The organism is Pseudonocardia sp. MH-G8, from assembly GCF_002262885.1.
In the GTDB taxonomy this organism is placed as follows: Bacteria; Actinomycetota; Actinomycetes; order Mycobacteriales; family Pseudonocardiaceae; genus Pseudonocardia.
In genome coordinates, this window is the sequence record NZ_NKYF01000001.1 from 756,899 (window position 1) to 772,143 (window position 15,245).

Genomic DNA, 15,245 nt, shown 5'->3' on the forward strand with positions numbered 1-15,245 from the left:
AAGTGAAGGGCATCCCTTCGTTTACTGCCCAGCGGTAGGCTAGCAGAATCGAAGGGGTTCCCTCCACATCCAGAGGAGCTGGGTACCGGTTGACCGAGAGCACGCCCCGGCTGCGCGCGGACGCCCGCCGCAACCGCGAGCAGATCATCGCCGCGGCCCGCGAAGTCTTCCTCGAGCACGGCATCCAGGCCTCCCTGGAAGAGATCGCCCGCCGCGCCGGCGTCGGCATCGCCACCCTCTACCGACGGTTCCCCGACCGTCACACGCTCGTCCAGCAGGTCGCCCTCGAGAACATGGACCTGATCGACGCGGAGCTGGACTGCGCCACCGCCGAGCACCCCGACGCCTGGGGTGCGCTGGCGCAGCTCCTGCACCGCCTGGTGGACCTTCGGGTCGGAGTCTTCATGCCCGTGCTGGCCCTCAGCCTGGAGGAGGACCTGCGCGGCGAGGGCGGAGTACTGAAGGCGCGACGCAACCAGCTCTTCGAGCGCATGGCGCAGCTCGTCCGCACCGCCCAGCAGGAGGGGCAGCTCCGCCAGGGCATCACACCCATCGACATCATGGTCGGCGTCATCAAGCTGTCCCGCCCGCTACCCGTCATCGGCGCCGAGCTGAACGAGCTGCTGATCAACCAGCAGCTGGAGCTGTTCCTCGGCGGCCTCCACGCAGTGGCGCTCGACGCCACCGAGCCGCTGCGCCGGCAGCCGCTGACCGTCGACGGCCTGGACCGCTACCTCAAGACGGCGGAGTAGCCGGCGCCACCCTGCCGATCGACGCGAACGGCCATGCGCCCTGAATGGTGCACGCCAGGTCCCGATTCTGGCGATCACGGCGCCCGCACCGGCCACCCCGCCGGGCACCGGCAGCTCGGGCCACCGGTCGACACGATCGGCAGCCGCGGTACCACAACCGCATCAGTGCGTCTCTGCGACCGCAGGCGCTGATCAACCTGACCTGGCTGCGCCGGTAGCCCCTCCCGACCGAGGAACACGCCAAACCGGTGATCACGACCGGCGCCATCACGGACCTGCCGCTGTAGTTCTACTCCGCCCTCCGGTGGAGTGCGCGGAGCTGTTCGAGCACCTCGTCGAGACGCCACCTCGCGTGCCCGCCGGTCGTGGTGAACACCGGCGTCAGGAGCCCCTCCCGCATGTACCGCTGAATGGTCTGCCGGGACAGCCCAACCGCACGCGCTACCTCACCCGTGCTGATCAGCCGTTCCTCGCCCACAGGCCGACGCTAGGTCGGCTCCTGAGTCGTTGCCACCGCGCTGAGGCGTATATGACGCTGTGAGGCGATTACGACTACTCTGCCGTCATGACCTTCTGGTGGACAGCGGTGCAGGGAGGCGGCTGCGCGATGGGTGAGGCTCGGAACGAGCAAGACGCGCGGCTGGAGATCACTCGGGCACAGGGGCGAGCGTCGGTCGACTTCAACGAGCGGAGCGGTCGCTTCCGCTGGACGGTGGTCCTGGACGGTGGAAAGTCCTCCCACGGCTGGGCCGACACCGAGTCGGACGCATGGTGGCACGTCAAAGAGGCGGTGAACCGGCCCTTTCGCGGTACACACCTGCGCGCCCCTCGTGGACTCTGGACGCGCGAGCCGTGACGTCCGCGCGCCTGGTCCTGCCTCTGGCGGCCTGGTGGCACTTCCGGGAACCCCTGCTGGTCGTGACGCCCGACGGCGCGCCGGTTCCCGAGCTGGTCATCGCGGTGGTGCCCACCGACCGCGGTCGCGGCGTCGGACGCCGCCTGCTCGACGCGCTCGTCGCCCGCACTGCCCACGAGGGCCATGACCGTCTGACCCTCAACGTCCACCTCCACAACCCCGCGGCCCGGCTCTACAGCCGGGCCGGCTTCGTCGTCGAGGGAAAGCGCCGCGGTCCACTCGGGGTCGCAATGGTCCGCGACCCTGCCGTAGCTGATCGCCCACGCCCTCCGCGTCCTTGCGGGGGCGCGGGCAGCCGAAGATGGCCCGGGCGGCGGTCGGCAGGTGCCTCCGGCCCCGTCAGGCGGGGATCTCGCCGATGGCGATCAGGACCGCGCGGCCGAGGGTGTGGCCGAACATGGTGAAGCCGAGGACGGCCGGGGTGGCGTCGGCCGGTACGCCGATGGACTCGACGTCGAGCGCGTGCACCACGACGAAGTAGCGGTGGGGTCCGTGGCCGGCGGGCGGGGCGGCGCCGATGAAGCGGGCCGCGCCGGCGTCGTTGCGCAGCTGGAGGGCACCCGTGGGCAGGCCGGACCCCGTGTCGTCGCCCGCACCTTCGGGCAGCTCGGTGACGGCGGCGGGGATGTCGGCGACGACCCAGTGCCAGAACCCCGAACCGGTGGGGGCGTCGGGGTCGTAGACGGTGACGACGTAGCTCTTGGTGCCCTCCGGGGCCCCGCCCCAGGACAGCTGCGGGGAGACGTCCTTCCCGCCCGGCACGCCGAAGACGCCGGAGTACTGCTCGGGCGACCAGGCAGCACCGTCGGCGACGGTGGTGCTGGTGACCGTGAAGGAGGCCACCTCCGGGAGGCGGGCGAAGGGGTCGTTGGCGCTCATGGCGTCGGTCCTCTCGAGGGAGTGCTGCGGTGACAACGTCGACAGTAGCAGATAATCGATTATCGGTCCGACCGTCTATACTTGGGGCATGGCTCCGGTGCCCCGCACGTCGACGTCCTCGGGGAAGCAGATGCTCTCCGAGCAGGTCTACGCACACTTGCGAGACGCGATCATGCGTGGCCGGTACCGCCCCGGTGCCGCCCTCAAGCCGCAGGAACTCGCCGCGGAACGGGGCGTGAGCCTCGCTGTAGTGCGCGAGGCGCTCGTCCGGGTGGTCGGTGACGGTCTCGCCGACCGGCTGCCCAACCGGGGCTTCGCCGTCGCGGCCCATTCGGACCGCCGCTGGCAGGAGATCGCGGATGCCCGGCGGGCCCTCGAACCGGTCATGCTGCGCCTGTCCATCGAGCGCGGCGACCTCGACTGGGAGGCGCGCGTGCGCGCCACCCACCACCGTCTGACCCGCACCCCGGTGTACGAGCCGGAGGAGGGCGAGTACTACAGCAGCGCATGGTCGGAAGCGCATCGACTCTTCCACCGCACCTTGCTGGAGGGGTGCGGGAACTCCGTGCTGCTGGAGACCTTCGACCGGCTGTGGACCGCGAGCGAGCTGGCCCGCCGCTGGTCGACCCAGCGCAACCCCGACCGGGACGGCATCGACGAGCACCGCCGGCTGGAGGAGGCGGCGCTGGTCCGCGACGCCGACACCGCTGCCGAGCTGCTCGCCCGGCACGTCGCCACGACCGCGGCTGTCCTGGCGGACGACGCCTCCTCCGAACCCGCGGGCGAATGCTGATCATCGACGCTGCTCGCCGCGGTTGATCCGGTCGCCCAAGCCGGCATGCGGTGGTCCGTCCGTGCCGGCGACGCGACGGCATCGCCTCAGCAGGCGCCGGGCACCTCGATGAGCTGCCCGGTGACGAGGTCGGGGCGGGACAGGAACGGGTGGTGCCCGGCGATCAGGTCGACCGAGCGCGGAGCTCGACCGGCGTGGAAGCCCTCGAGAGCGAGGGAGGACAGCCGGCCGAGCCCCCGGGCAGCTACGGCGCGAGCGTCGTGAACGCCACGATGTTGTCGACGTAGTGACCGGTCGACTCGTCGAACGCGCCGCCGCAGGTCACCAGGTTCAACCGGAAGGCGTCGTCGGCGAGGTAGACCCGCCGTCCGGGGAACTCGTCCTTGGAGAAGGACTCCACCGACTCGACGACGAACCGCAGGCGGGTGCCGCCATCCTGTTCGACGAACACCTCGTCGCCCGGCACGAGCGTGGACAGGTGGGCGAACAGGCCCGGCTGTCCCTTCTCGCCGGCCGGGGTGACCCCGTCCACGTGAGCGGCGATGACCGCCGAGCCGCGCTGGCCCGGCTTCGTCTCATCGCCGTCCTCGTCGACCTTCTCGCCCGCGTACCAACCGGCGATCTCCGGCTGCTCGATCGGCGGCACCTGGACGGAGCGATCGGAATTCAAACCGAGGTCGATCAGCGTGGATTCGGCAGCGAGCTTCGGGATCGACACCGCTACCGGGTCAGCGACCACCGGCATCGGCGGTGCCTGCGGCGGGACGGACACCTCGGGGGCCGGGGCGGAGCACCCGCCGACCAGGAGGACGGCGAGTGCCCCGAGCCCGACGAGGGACCTCAACTCTGCTGTCCCGGACCCGCGCCGGTAGCGACGCCGCCGACCGGCAGCGGGATGGAGCTGCTGTAGCCGTAATCGCTCACGGAGACGGTGTTGTCGCTTGTGCTCGACGACCCGCTGTCGGAGTCGTCATCCGAGTCGCTCGACGAGTCGCCGTCTCTGTCACCGTCGCCGTTGTCGTCGTCGCCGTCACCGGAGCCGCCCCATTCACAGCCGATGCCGTCGTCGTCGCTGTCGAGGTGGTCCGCAAAGCCGTCGTCCCACCAGAAGATGGGAGCGGCGTCCGCCTCGCGCACCTCGCCGCAGTTCTCGTACCGGACGGAGTCGTCTCCGTCGCCGTCATGCCCGTCCTGATCGTCGTCGCGGCCATCGTGGTCACGCCACCATGCGCCGTTGTGCCACCAGTTGTGGTCGGGCCGACCGTGATCGCGGCCGTCGTGGTCACGCCCGTCGTGATCGCGGCCGTCGTGGTCACGCCCGTCGTGGTCACGCCCGTCGTGGTCACGCCCGTCGTGATCGCACCACTCGGGTCGACCGAGATCGCTGACGAAGGCGACCGACTCGACCTCAGCGGTGACGGACGCGTCACCGGAGTCCTCATCCGGCTCGGAGCCCTGGCCCGACTCGTCGTCGGCCGGCGGCTCGGTGGCCCGGGCCGGAGGCTCCGGCTCGGGCTCGGGCGCCGCCTCTTCCGTGGGCGGGGGCGCCTCCGCGGTCCTCTCCGGCGCCGTCGTGGGCCGCTCCGTCGTGATCGGGGGCGCATCCGTCGTGTCGCCCGGGACCGGGAGCGGCACGTCGGGCACGTCGACCGGCGGCACGGGCAGGGGCGAGGTCGGGGCCGGGACGCTCGTCTGCTCGACATCACATTCGTGCTGGTGCGGCCCTCCCGATGCGTCGCTCGCCCATGCTGGCGTCGTCGCCATGGCGAGCGAGATGAACGTGGCGACGGCCACCGCGGCAGTTCTCTTCAACGTGCCTCTCCTGAGCAGTTGGCCGGGCAGTGCCCTGGGCATGGTCGAACGCAAGCGGGATGGCACATTCCTGCCGATCGGATCGGGGTATCCGGGGGGAGCTCGAGTCGCCCTCGTCGCGCTCATGCATGTCGAGGGCATGGATACGACGGCCATGTCGATGGCGAGCACCACTCCGTTACGCGCCCCTGCGTCCCATCCGGCGGAGGCGACGCCATGCTGTCGGGGCGGTGGTACGTCTGCACGTTCCGACTGCCGCATTTGCCGTCTTGTGCTCTGGACCGAACGGGCTCGCGATATCCGGTCGCATAACGATCACGTTGCGGGAAAGGACCATCACCGGCGGCCGCAGCGCCCTCGCCTCCCCGACTCGGTCGCTCACGATCAGCCGATAGCCCTGCGACCGCGTCGCGCACGGTCGCTGCAGCCCACAGCCGCCCCTGCCGTGCGACGGCATCGTTCTCGAACGCTCACTGCCGAGCCGGCTCGGCACCGGGGTGAGCCCGCGCGCCAACGCAGGCGCGAACGCGATGCCGACCGCTTCCTGCACGGCCGACCGGTCCGATTCTGCAGGCCGCGGGAGCCGTTCCTGACGGTCCTGGATGTCCACCGGATGCAGCAGCAGGTCGAAGTGCCGGCTGAGCAGCCACGCGATCGTCGACTTCCCCCGCGCCCTGCGCACCGATCCAGATCACGGGCGGCCAGACCACATCCGTCATGCACCACAGGAAAGCGGATCAGGCCGGAGGCAGGAGCGAACGACGAGGCGGATCGCGCAACCATCAACCCGGTCAGGACCGCCTGAGCCTGACGGCGAGGAACGATGGCGATTGTTGCAGCTTCCTGTAGGCGGATTCGTCGAGATCACGAAGCGCCGCAGTCGGGCGCGGTTCGACGAGCCGTTCCAGGACGAATCCGGAGTCCAGGAGCTCGGCCAAGAAGGTCTCCAGGGACATCCGTTGGTAGTGGATCGACTGCTCTCCCCCGGCGACGGGGAGGTCGACCCAGTCCTCAGCGTAATACGATCCGCCGAACCGGTGCCGATCAGACGTCGGGTGGCTCGTCGAGATCAATAACCAGCCGCCGGGGCGTAGGACTCGGCGCAGCTCGCTGAGGAGCTGTGCCCGGTTGGCGACGTGGTGGAGCACCAATGCGCACACGATCCCGTCGAACGCGACATCGTCGATGAAGTCCAGAGACTGCTCCACATCGTGCAGGCGCAGGTTCGCCCGTTCGCCGAGCCGCCCCGGGCATGCCTCAGCAGGGTCGCGCTGCCGTCGATTCCGAGGACGACCGCCCGCATCCTCGTGCACCCCGGCCACGTACATGCACTTGTCTATATATACATTTCGATGTATCTTCGTGTCGTGGCCGACAGCGTGCAACAGAGACTCACGACGATCGCCGAGCCGAACCGGTTCCGGATCGTCGAGTTGCTCCGGGACGGTCCACGGTCGGTGGGCGAGATCGTCGACGCGCTGGGCCTGGGCCAGCCGCAGGTGTCCCGGCATCTGCGACTGCTCGCCGAGGCGGACGTCGTGGAGTCGACCAAACGGGCTCAGCAGCGCATCTACCGGCTGCGCCCCGAGTCCATGCGCGAGCTGAGCGACTGGATGCGGAGCTTCGCCGTCCTGTGGTCGGAGCGGATGGACCGCCTCGGCTCCTTCCTCGACGACGACCGCGAATCCGAAGAAGCGAACGAGTGAGGAGCGTGACCGTGTCCGGAGACATCACCGACGGCATCGAGATCGACGAGCCGAACAAGACCGTCCGCATCCGTCGCTCCTACCGGGCCGGGGTCGACCGGGCCTGGTGGGCGTGGACCGACGCCGAGGCGATCAGCCGCTGGTGGGGCCCGCAGGGCTGGACGGCGACCGTGTACGAGATGGACGTGCGCGCCGGCGGACGCTGGCGGTTCCAGATCGCACCGGCGGACGGATCGGCAGCCCCCGTCCGCAGCATCGCCACCTACACGACCGTCGTCGATCGCGCCGAGCTGGCCTACGACGACGAGTTCGCCGACGAGGCCTGGCAGCCCGATGGCACAGGCACCTTCCCGACGAGAGTCGGGTTCACCTCGACCGACACCGGCTGCACCGTCGACATCGCCGCGACCTTCCCCGACGAACCAGCGCTGCAGCGAGCGGTCGAACTCCAGATGGCCGAGGGATACGCCGAAGCCCTCGGCCGCCTCGCCGACCTGCTGGACGACCCGCAGAACGATCACACCGACGAACCGGCGACCGAAGGAGCTCCCACCATGTCCACCGTCACCTCCACCGACGGCACCACGATCACCTACGAGCAGACCGGATCGGGACCGGCGATCATCGTGATCAGCACCGTCGCCGAGGACCACACCGGCGTCGCGGGCATCGCCGCAGCACTGTCCGAGGACTTCACCGTGATCAATTTCGACCGTCGCGGGCGCGGGGCGAGCGGTGACCCGCAGCCCTACGATCCGGCGCGCGAGATCGACGACATCGCCGCGCTGATCGACGTCGCGGGCGGCTCCGCGGCCCTGACGAGTGGCTCCGGCGGCTGCGGGCTCGCGCTCGACGCCGCCACTGCGCTGGGAGGCAAGGTCACGGGCCTCTACCTCTACGAGCCGCCGTTCATCGTCAGCGATTCTCGACCCCCGGCGCCCGCCGACTACGTCGAGCACCAGGAAGCGCTGGTCGCGACGGGCAAGCGCAGCGAGGCCGTCGAGTACTTCATGACCAGGATGATCGGCGTCCCGGCCGAGTACATCTCCATGATGAAGCAGGACCCGTCCTGGGACGAGATGGCGAAGTACGCCCACACCTACGCCTACGACGGCCGGATCCTGCACGGGCTCCAGGACGGCAAGCCGCTGCCCGCCGACCGGTGGTCCATCGACGCGCCGATCGCCGTGGCCGTCGGCGGCAACGGGGAGGCCTTCATGCGCGAAGCCGCGGACGCCCTCGCCGCGATCCTGCCGACCGTCACCGTGATGACCCTCCCGGATCACGACCACTCCGCGTTCTGGATGGCACCGGAGGCGGTCGCCCGGCAAGCACGCGCGTTCCTACTCGGCTGACGCGAGGTCGGCGACCCGCGGGCCCCCGCGCACGTCCCGCCGCTACTGCGCCACCGCAGCGTGAGCGGTGGGCCGTCAGCGGGGCGCTGCTCGCAGCGGCCCCGTGGACGTATCCGCAGGCTCAGTCGTCGACGCCGGACGGGACGTCGCCGTAGGACTCGAGCATGGCCGCCAACGTCGTCGCGAGGTTGCGGCGGTCCGCCTCGCGCAATGACCGCAGGAGGCGGGCCTCGTTGGCCAGGTGCAGCGGGAGCACGCGTTCGATGACCTCGAGTCCGAGCGGAGTCAGGCGGATCTTCACCGACCGGCGGTCGGTCGCGTCACGCTCCCGGACCACCAGGCCCTTGGCCTGCATCCGGTCCACACGAAGGGTGACGGCTCCCGTGGTGACCAGCGACGTCCGGAGGAAGGCGCCGGCGGTGAGCTCGTACGGAGCCCCGGATCTGCGCAGCGTGGACAGCACGTCGAACTCGCCGGGTTCCAGGTCGTGCCCTTCGAGGAAGACCTTGATCTCCTTGTCCCACAGCCTGGAGATCCGCATGAGGCGCCCGACCACCCCGATCGGCGAGACGTCGAGGTCCGGGAACTCCCGGCGCCACTGCTCGACGACCGCGGCCACCGCGTCCGGCATGAAACCTCCCGATAGATGAGCGCTCGCTTGTTTGACACCGAAGCACTGCCCAGTTAGCTTAGCGCTCATCTAACCAGCACTGGCCTACACCTGGGAGTCGACATGCCCATCACCTCCGTCAGGGCCACTGACGTCCACTACCACGTCGACGGCCAGGGGCCGGGGCTCGTGCTGGTCCACGGCACGGGTGGAGACGCGGAGAAGGTCTTCGGCAACGTCGTGGACCACTTCACCGGCAGCCACACCGTCGTCCGGCCGAACTTCAGCGGAAGCGGCGAGACCCGGGATGGCGGCGGGGAGCTCACCGTGGACCTGATCGCCGACCAGGTCGCCGCGGCCACCAGCGACGCGGTGGACGGTCCGGTGGACGTGCTCGGCTTCTCGCTCGGTGCCGTCGCCGCGGCCGCAGTCGCCGCCACCCGCCCGGAGCTGGTGCGCAGGCTCGTCCTCGTCGGTGGCTGGGCGCATTCCACGGGGCCGCGCGACCGGTTCTACTTCGAGACCTGGCAGGCACTCCTGCGCACCGACCGCGAGCTGTTCAAGCGGTTCTCCACGTTGACCGGATTCAGCGCCGCCGCCGTCGACCGCTTCGGGCACGAGGGCCTCGCGCAGTCGCTGGCCGACGAGTGGCCGCCGCCGGGCATCGGCCGCCAGATCGACCTCGGCCTGCGGGTGGACATCAGGCACCTGCTCCCCGCGATCACCGCGCCCACGCTCGTGGTCGGGTTCGCCGAGGACGCCATGATCCCCGTCGACGGCTCCCGGCAGTTGCACGCCGGGATCGCCGGAAGCCGCCTCGTGGAGGTGCCGGGCGAGGGGCACATGGACTGGTTCGCCGATCCCGCGGGGCTGGTCGAGCGCACCCGCGAGTTCCTCGCCGACGCCGCCGCGCCGGCCGGCATCCGATCCTGATCACTCCGCGGAAGGAACAACAGTCGTGTCCTACCCCGATCCCCGCTACTTCGGGAACACCGGCGAGATCAACGCAGTGTTCCGGCCCGCGACGACGGAGGCCGACTTCGTCTCGCCCCCGGTCGCCACCACCGGGCCCACCGTCGCCCGCGGCACCGATTACCACTACCTGTCCACAACCGCGTCCACGGGAGGCGAGTACGGCCTGTACCGCGTGGAGATGGGCCCGGAGTTCGGTGGTCCGAGCACCCACTTCCACAAGGCGATGTCGGAGTCGTTCTTCATCCTGTCCGGCACCATCGGCTTGTTCGACGGCCGACGCTGGATCGACGCGACCGCGGGAGATTACCTGTACGTGCCGGTCGGGGGCCTGCACGCTTTCCGCAACGAATCGGGGGAGCCTGCCTCGATGCTGATGCTCTTCGCACCCGGCGCTCCCCGCGAGGAGTACTTCGAGGGTGTCACCCAGCTCGCCGGTCTCAGCGACGAGGAGCGCGCGGCCTTCTTCATCCGCCACGACAGCTTCTTCGTACCGCCACCGCCGTCGCAGGAGTGAGGTGAACCGGAGCCACGCGCGCCGTCCGGCCGGCGATGGAGCAGTTCAGAGCTGCCAGCTGACGGGTTCGGTGGGACGGTACGAGCACGTGATGCCGGTGCGCACCGCTTCGGCCAGGTGAGTGCCGAGCTCCGGGTGCACGCCGCGCAGCCGGCGGATGCTGTCGCGGACCCGGGCCGTGACGGTCTGGCGTGCCCGCTCACGCTCGTCACCCAGCCGGCGGGTGCGCCCGGCCAGGCCGGCTGCCTTGCGCAGCTCGTCGAGCAGCGCGTCGCGCTCGGCGTCGAGGCGGGCCGCGCGCTGGTCGTCGCCGCGGCCGAGGGCGTCGTCGATCTCGGCGTCGAGCGTGCTGAGACGGAGCCGGTAGGCCTCGCGGGCCGTCTCGTCGATGATCGGGTCTGCGCCCGATGTCCGGGGACGCCGGGCCGAGGCGCCGACCGATCCGTGCAGGAGATCGACGGCGGGAACGTCGCTGTGCGGGGCGGCGAGCAGGGCGGCGAGGTCGCGCAGCCCCTTCGCGTCGGGCACGTGCACGGTCCGGTCGGCGAAGGCGAGCGTCCAGACCTCGGCACTGCGACGGAACTGCGCCGCCGCCCGGGTGGGCTCGCCCGCGTCGAGCGCGGTGAGGGCGTCCTGCGCGCGCTGCGCCCACGGCTGCGCGCCCCACCGCCGCGCCGCCCGCAGGGCCGCGGTGTACCCGTCGACCGCCTCCGCGCGACGGCCGGTGGCGGCGTCCACCCGCGCCAGCCAGTAGGCCGCAGGCCCCCACACGACGCCCCCGCCCGACAACACCGCCCACGCGTCACGCAGTGGCGCGACGGCCGACCGGGCGCGCTCGCCCAGCGCCGGGTCGCCGGTCACGGCGGCGACCTCGCACAGGTACACCAGGTGCATCCAGCCGAACCGGCGCGGCACGGCGCTCATCAGCCGTTCCACGTCGTCCAGCCGGCTGAGCGCGCGGTCCGCGTCCCCGGTGGCGGCGGCGGTCAGGCCCTCGAGGAGCGCGGTGAACGGGTGCCCGGGAACGGCCGTGCGCGCGACCTCGAGGGCGGTCTCGTGGTCGCCGCGCAGCGAGTGCACTGCCCATTTCTGGTCACGCCACACCAGCATGCGGTCCGCCTCCCCGAACCGCGCGCCCACGTCCCGGGCGTCGTCGACGAGGTCGGCAGCGCGGTCGAGGTCGCCGGTGAGCATCGCGAGGCAGGCGCTGCGCGACGCGACCAGGTAGCGGTGACGCGGCAGCCGGGTGCGGTCGGTCAACGCGCGGAAGGCCGCGAAGGCGTCCTGCACCGCCGGGTCGCCACGTTCCAGCAGCGCGACGAAGCGCAGGAGCGCGGCCAGCCCGTCCAGCTCCCGCAGACCGTGGTTGCGCGCCAGCGCGGAGAGTTCGTCGAGCAGTTCCAGCCGCTCGGCCGCGGTGCCCGGCTCCCAGCGCCCGTCGTGCTGGGCGAGCAGCGCCCACCCGAGGGCGTCGGGATCGTCCGACGCCCTGGCGAGCTCGACGGCGCGCCGGGCGAGGTCCACTCCGGCGGCGCCGTCGACGGCTTGGTGGATGCGCGCCATGCCGGCCGCGGCGAGCACCCGCGCGCGCAGCGGCCCGTCGGGCAGGCCGGGCAGGACGGCGTCGAGCATCTCGATCTCGTCGTGCCCCGGTCGGCCCGGGTTGCCGAGCCGGTGCACCTGCAGCGCGGCTCGCGCCCGCAGCTCCGTCCGGTCCCCGGCGGCGGCGAGGACGCCCAGCGCGGTCTCCCGCGCCGTGGTGATCTCCCCCGCACCGTCGAGCTGCGCGGCCAGCTCCAGCCGGACCTGCGCCTGCAGATGCGGATCCGGCGAATCGAACCGGTCGATGAGGGTGAGCGCGTCGTGCAGGTGCCGGACCGCTTCCTCGGCGGCGAGGCGGGCGGCGGCGGCCTCCGCGGCGGCGACGAGCAGCGACACGGCCTCGGCGGCGGGAAGCGCCGGCACGGCCAGTCGCGCGTGCCGGGCGAGCGTCGCCGGCGGCGTCGTCGGCCGACGACGCAGGATTCCGACGAGCGCGGCGTGCAGGTCTCGCCTGCGACCGGCCGGTAGCCGCGCGTAGAGGTGCTCGCGCACGATGTCGTGCGCGAACGCCCGGCGGCCGTCGCGACGGACGATCAGGGCAGCCGCCTCGGCCGCCGCGAGCGCGGCGTCGGCGGTCGCGGCGGCGATACCGGCGAGCAACCCGGGGACGTCCGGGTCGAAGGCGTGGCCTGCGACGGCAGCGGCCGCGAGCACGTCCGCGGCGTGCGGCGTGGCCGCGGCCAGCACTTCCAGCCGCCGTTCGACCACGTCGCGCACGCCGGCGCTCGGCGCCCCGTCGAGCAGCGCGGTCTGCTCGACGAAGAAGGGGTTGCCGCCGGTCCGCCGCACCACCTCCGCGACGGCGGCGTGGTCGAGGTCCCGGCCGGCTCGGGCGAGCAACTCCCGGACACCGTCGTGGTCCAGGCCGGTGAGTCGCAGCTGCGTCGCGCGCGCCAGCAGCGGCAGCAGATGCTTGCGGCCGGGGTGCGCCGCCGCCTCGAGCTCGGTGTCCCGGTAGGTGGCGACCACCAGCACCGGCTCGAACCACGCGTGCCGGGTGAGGAAATCGAGCACCTGCATGGATGCCGGGTCCGCGTGCTGGAGGTCCTCCAGCACCACCACGACCGGGCGCCGAGCGGCCACCGTCACCAGCAGCGTGACCAGCGCGTCGTGCAGCCGGAAGGACTCGTCCCCGCGCGACGGCACGGTCGAGGGCTCACCCAGCAGCGGGTCGAGGGCATCCCCCGCCGCGCCGGTGGCGGCGACCCACTCGTCGCTGTCGGCGATGCGCGCCAGCCGACGCATGACCTGCACCCACGGCCACCGTCCCGGGGTTCCCTCGGTGTCGGTGCAGGCCCCGGCCGCCACGAGGGCGCCGCGGCGCAACGCCGCGGCGCCGACCTCGGCCGCCAACGCGGACTTGCCGATCCCCGCCTCACCACTGATCAGCAGCAGGCCACCCCGTCCCGCCGTGACGCGGACGAGCTCGTCCTCCGCCACGGCGAGGCCGTGCGACCGCCCGATCAGCTCGCCGCTCACGCGTGTCCTCTCCGTGGGCCGGGCCGGTCAGACCACCGCGACGGCGATCGCGGGCCCGAACGCCGCCCCCAACAGATAGCAGAGGGTGAACAGGGACAGCGCGGGCCCCCGGTCCGCGACCGGCACCGCATCGCCCGCCCGCAACCCCAGCGCGCCCTGGCCCGTGGACGCCGTCACCGACCCCAGCAGCATCGCCGCGAACAGCACCGCCACCGAGGAGCCGCCCACGGCGATGAGCACGGCGGCGGTCACCACGAGAGCCGGCAGCACGAGCACGACCACCCGGTACCGCAGCCGAGCCGTGGCCGGCACCAGCACCAGGGCGAGCAGCCCTCCGGTGAGGTACGGGCCCAACAGCGCGGTGCCGAGCTGGTCCGCGTTCCAGCCGGTGGCCGTCGCGAGCAGCGGCGGGGCCGCGTACACGAGCGCGAAGTTCACCACCGCCAGACCGAACGCGACGGCGCTCGCCACCAGGAACCGGCCCGAGCGGGGCACCGACGCCGGCACGACACCGTCCGGGTGACGGCGGGCGTGCCGTGCCAGCAGCAGCCCGGACCCGACGGCCACCGCGGCCGCAACCGCGGCCCATACCGCCGGCAGCGCCGTGAGCACCGCGAGCGCGCTCACCGTGAGCACCAGCAGCGCGACGCCGACCGCGTCACGCGGCCCGGACGCGACCGCGGGCTGCGCGCCACGAACCGCAGCCGGTACCGCGAGCAGGGCGAGCAGGGGCAGCACGAGTGCCGCCCGCCAGCCCAGCGTGCCGACGACCTGCGTGCCGACCAGCGGCGCGATCGCGCCGAACACGGCCAGCGTGCCGGCCACCGTGCCCATCGCGGTCGGTCCGGTGGCCAGCCCGAGCGCGGTGACGGTCAGCCCCACCCCACCGAGCGCCTGCAGGGCACACCCGGCCAGGAGGAGCGCGAGGTGGGGCAGCGCAGCCGAGGCGAGTACGAGCAGGGCACCGGTGACGACGAGCGCCGACGACAGCGCGAGCGTCGTGCGCCCGCCGTGGCGTGCGAGGGCCCGCCCGGCCAGCGGGCTCCCGACGGCGATCCCCCAGGCGAACACCGTGACCACGGAGGCCGTGCTCGCGGTCGATGTGCCGAGCGCCGCCGCGATGTCGTCCAGCACGAGCGCGGGTCCGGTGATGCCGAACGACAGCGGCCCGGCGAGCAGCGCCAGCCATCCCGGCGCGACCGGACGGCCCTGCGTGCGGCCCGCAGCGGTGACGAGCCCGCTCATCGGACGTAGGGCTGGTCGGTGCGAGCAGTGCGCAGCGCGGTCCCCCACCAGGTGAGCCGGTCGAGGGCGAACTCCAGGGCTCGGACGGCCCCCGGGTCACACACCCACCCGCTCTCGTCGAGCGCGCCGTCGCCCAGTCCGAGACAGACGGTGTCACGCAGCACCTGGACGTGCAGCTCCCCGAACACGAGCCGCAACTGCTCGGCCGCGCGGAGCCCGCGGGCCTGCCCGCCGTAGGCGACCACGGCCACCGGCTTGGCGTACCACTCCTCCCGCACCGCGTCGATGGCGTGCTTGAGCGCGGCCGGGATCCCCCGGTTGTACTCCGGCGTGACGACGACGAAGGCGTCGGCGGCCTCCACCCGCTTGGCCCAGGCACTCAGCCCGATGGTCGGGTCGTCGGGCAGGTCGGCGGGCAGGTCGACGTCGCGCAGGTCGACGAGGTCGATCTCGAGATCGGCGCGGCGCTCTGCGTGCGTCGCGGCCCAACGTGCGATGGCGCAGCCCACGCGCCCCTCGCGCACGCTGCCGATGACCAGCGCGACGCGCAGCGGGCCTCCGGGCGCCGCAGGACGGGGTGTGGTGTGGTCCAGGTCGACGGACATTG

17 protein-coding genes are annotated in these 15,245 nt (G+C 72.2%); 8 read left to right on the top strand and 9 right to left on the bottom strand.

Annotated features, from left to right (window positions below; genetic code table 11):
* Positions 1-89 precede the first annotated feature (89 nt).
* Positions 90-752, top strand: coding sequence for a TetR/AcrR family transcriptional regulator (locus CFP66_RS03520; protein WP_143517091.1), 663 nt, complete (start codon positions 90-92; stop codon positions 750-752).
* 289 nt (positions 753-1,041) lie between these two features.
* Here the strand turns inward: CFP66_RS03520 and CFP66_RS49860 are convergent, their stop codons facing one another.
* Entirely contained in the window at positions 1,042-1,230 is a 189-nt protein-coding gene (locus tag CFP66_RS49860) for an AlpA family transcriptional regulator (protein ID WP_094920280.1), read from the bottom strand.
* Between the two features lie 87 nt (positions 1,231-1,317).
* Between CFP66_RS49860 and CFP66_RS48410 the strand changes: the two genes are divergently transcribed.
* Both CFP66_RS48410 and CFP66_RS50225 read left to right on the top strand, forming a co-directional pair.
* Positions 1,318-1,608, top strand: coding sequence for a hypothetical protein (locus CFP66_RS48410; protein ID WP_198961222.1), 291 nt, complete (start codon positions 1,318-1,320; stop codon positions 1,606-1,608).
* Positions 1,521-2,072 carry an N-acetyltransferase gene (locus CFP66_RS50225; protein WP_094920282.1) on the top strand — a complete coding sequence of 184 codons (552 nt, stop codon included), beginning with the start codon at positions 1,521-1,523 and terminating at the stop codon, positions 2,070-2,072. The genes CFP66_RS48410 and CFP66_RS50225 overlap by 88 nt, the downstream gene beginning before the upstream one ends.
* Here CFP66_RS50225 and CFP66_RS03535 read toward each other — a convergent pair.
* Entirely contained in the window at positions 2,008-2,547 is a 540-nt protein-coding gene (locus tag CFP66_RS03535) for a YbhB/YbcL family Raf kinase inhibitor-like protein (RefSeq protein WP_094920283.1), read from the bottom strand. The genes CFP66_RS50225 and CFP66_RS03535 overlap by 65 nt on opposite strands.
* A 130-nt stretch (positions 2,548-2,677) precedes the next feature.
* Here CFP66_RS03535 and CFP66_RS03540 point away from each other — a divergent pair, with 130 nt between their 5' ends.
* Positions 2,678-3,340: a GntR family transcriptional regulator gene (locus tag CFP66_RS03540; protein ID WP_198961280.1), complete on the top strand. Its 663-nt coding sequence runs from the start codon at positions 2,678-2,680 to the stop codon at positions 3,338-3,340.
* A gap of 244 nt (positions 3,341-3,584) precedes the next feature.
* Here CFP66_RS03540 and CFP66_RS03550 read toward each other — a convergent pair whose 3' ends face one another.
* The 3 genes from CFP66_RS03550 to CFP66_RS03565 all read right to left on the bottom strand — a co-directional run bounded on the left by CFP66_RS03550 (position 3,585) and on the right by CFP66_RS03565 (position 6,480).
* Positions 3,585-4,184 (bottom strand): sortase domain-bontaining protein, encoded by a 600-nt coding sequence (locus CFP66_RS03550; RefSeq protein ID WP_233159109.1) that lies wholly within the window; start codon positions 4,182-4,184, stop codon positions 3,585-3,587.
* Positions 4,181-5,152: an excalibur calcium-binding domain-containing protein gene (locus tag CFP66_RS03555; protein WP_143517092.1), complete on the bottom strand. Its 972-nt coding sequence runs from the start codon at positions 5,150-5,152 to the stop codon at positions 4,181-4,183. Before CFP66_RS03555 ends, CFP66_RS03550 begins: the two co-directional genes overlap by 4 nt.
* Positions 5,153-5,943: 791 nt before the next feature.
* A complete protein-coding gene (locus tag CFP66_RS03565) occupies positions 5,944-6,480 on the bottom strand; it encodes a class I SAM-dependent methyltransferase (protein WP_094920291.1) in 537 nt (178 codons plus the stop codon).
* Between the two features lie 39 nt (positions 6,481-6,519).
* On the opposite strand from CFP66_RS03565, the gene CFP66_RS03570 reads away from it, so the two are divergent.
* Both CFP66_RS03570 and CFP66_RS47800 read left to right on the top strand, forming a co-directional pair.
* The gene (locus CFP66_RS03570; RefSeq protein WP_233159111.1) at positions 6,520-6,858 is read left to right on the top strand and encodes a helix-turn-helix transcriptional regulator; all 339 of its coding nucleotides are present in this window, start codon (positions 6,520-6,522) and stop codon (positions 6,856-6,858) included.
* A gap of 5 nt (positions 6,859-6,863) precedes the next feature.
* A complete protein-coding gene (locus CFP66_RS47800; protein WP_158228017.1) occupies positions 6,864-8,213 on the top strand; it encodes an alpha/beta fold hydrolase in 1,350 nt (449 codons plus the stop codon).
* 121 nt (positions 8,214-8,334) lie between these two features.
* On the opposite strand, the gene CFP66_RS03585 is transcribed toward CFP66_RS47800, so the two are convergent.
* The gene (locus tag CFP66_RS03585) at positions 8,335-8,844 is read right to left on the bottom strand and encodes a MarR family winged helix-turn-helix transcriptional regulator (RefSeq protein WP_094920294.1); all 510 of its coding nucleotides are present in this window, start codon (positions 8,842-8,844) and stop codon (positions 8,335-8,337) included.
* Positions 8,845-8,946: 102 nt separating this feature from the next.
* On the opposite strand from CFP66_RS03585, the gene CFP66_RS03590 reads away from it, so the two are divergent.
* Together CFP66_RS03590 and CFP66_RS48990 are read left to right on the top strand one after the other, a co-directional pair.
* Positions 8,947-9,756 (top strand): alpha/beta fold hydrolase, encoded by an 810-nt coding sequence (locus CFP66_RS03590; RefSeq protein ID WP_094920295.1) that lies wholly within the window; start codon positions 8,947-8,949, stop codon positions 9,754-9,756.
* Positions 9,757-9,781: 25 nt separating this feature from the next.
* Entirely contained in the window at positions 9,782-10,312 is a 531-nt protein-coding gene (locus CFP66_RS48990; protein WP_094920297.1) for a cupin domain-containing protein, read from the top strand.
* A gap of 45 nt (positions 10,313-10,357) precedes the next feature.
* Here CFP66_RS48990 and CFP66_RS03600 read toward each other — a convergent pair whose 3' ends face one another.
* Genes CFP66_RS03600 through CFP66_RS03610 form a run of 3 tightly spaced genes read right to left on the bottom strand, consistent with a single transcriptional unit; the run spans position 10,358 to position 15,243 of the window.
* Positions 10,358-13,393 carry an AAA family ATPase gene (locus CFP66_RS03600; RefSeq protein ID WP_094920298.1) on the bottom strand — a complete coding sequence of 1,012 codons (3,036 nt, stop codon included), beginning with the start codon at positions 13,391-13,393 and terminating at the stop codon, positions 10,358-10,360.
* A gap of 27 nt (positions 13,394-13,420) precedes the next feature.
* A complete protein-coding gene (locus CFP66_RS03605) occupies positions 13,421-14,638 on the bottom strand; it encodes an MFS transporter (RefSeq protein WP_094920300.1) in 1,218 nt (405 codons plus the stop codon).
* The gene (locus CFP66_RS03610) at positions 14,635-15,243 is read right to left on the bottom strand and encodes an NADPH-dependent FMN reductase (RefSeq protein ID WP_094920301.1); all 609 of its coding nucleotides are present in this window, start codon (positions 15,241-15,243) and stop codon (positions 14,635-14,637) included. Before CFP66_RS03610 ends, CFP66_RS03605 begins: the two co-directional genes overlap by 4 nt.
* Positions 15,244-15,245: the final 2 nt, after the last annotated feature.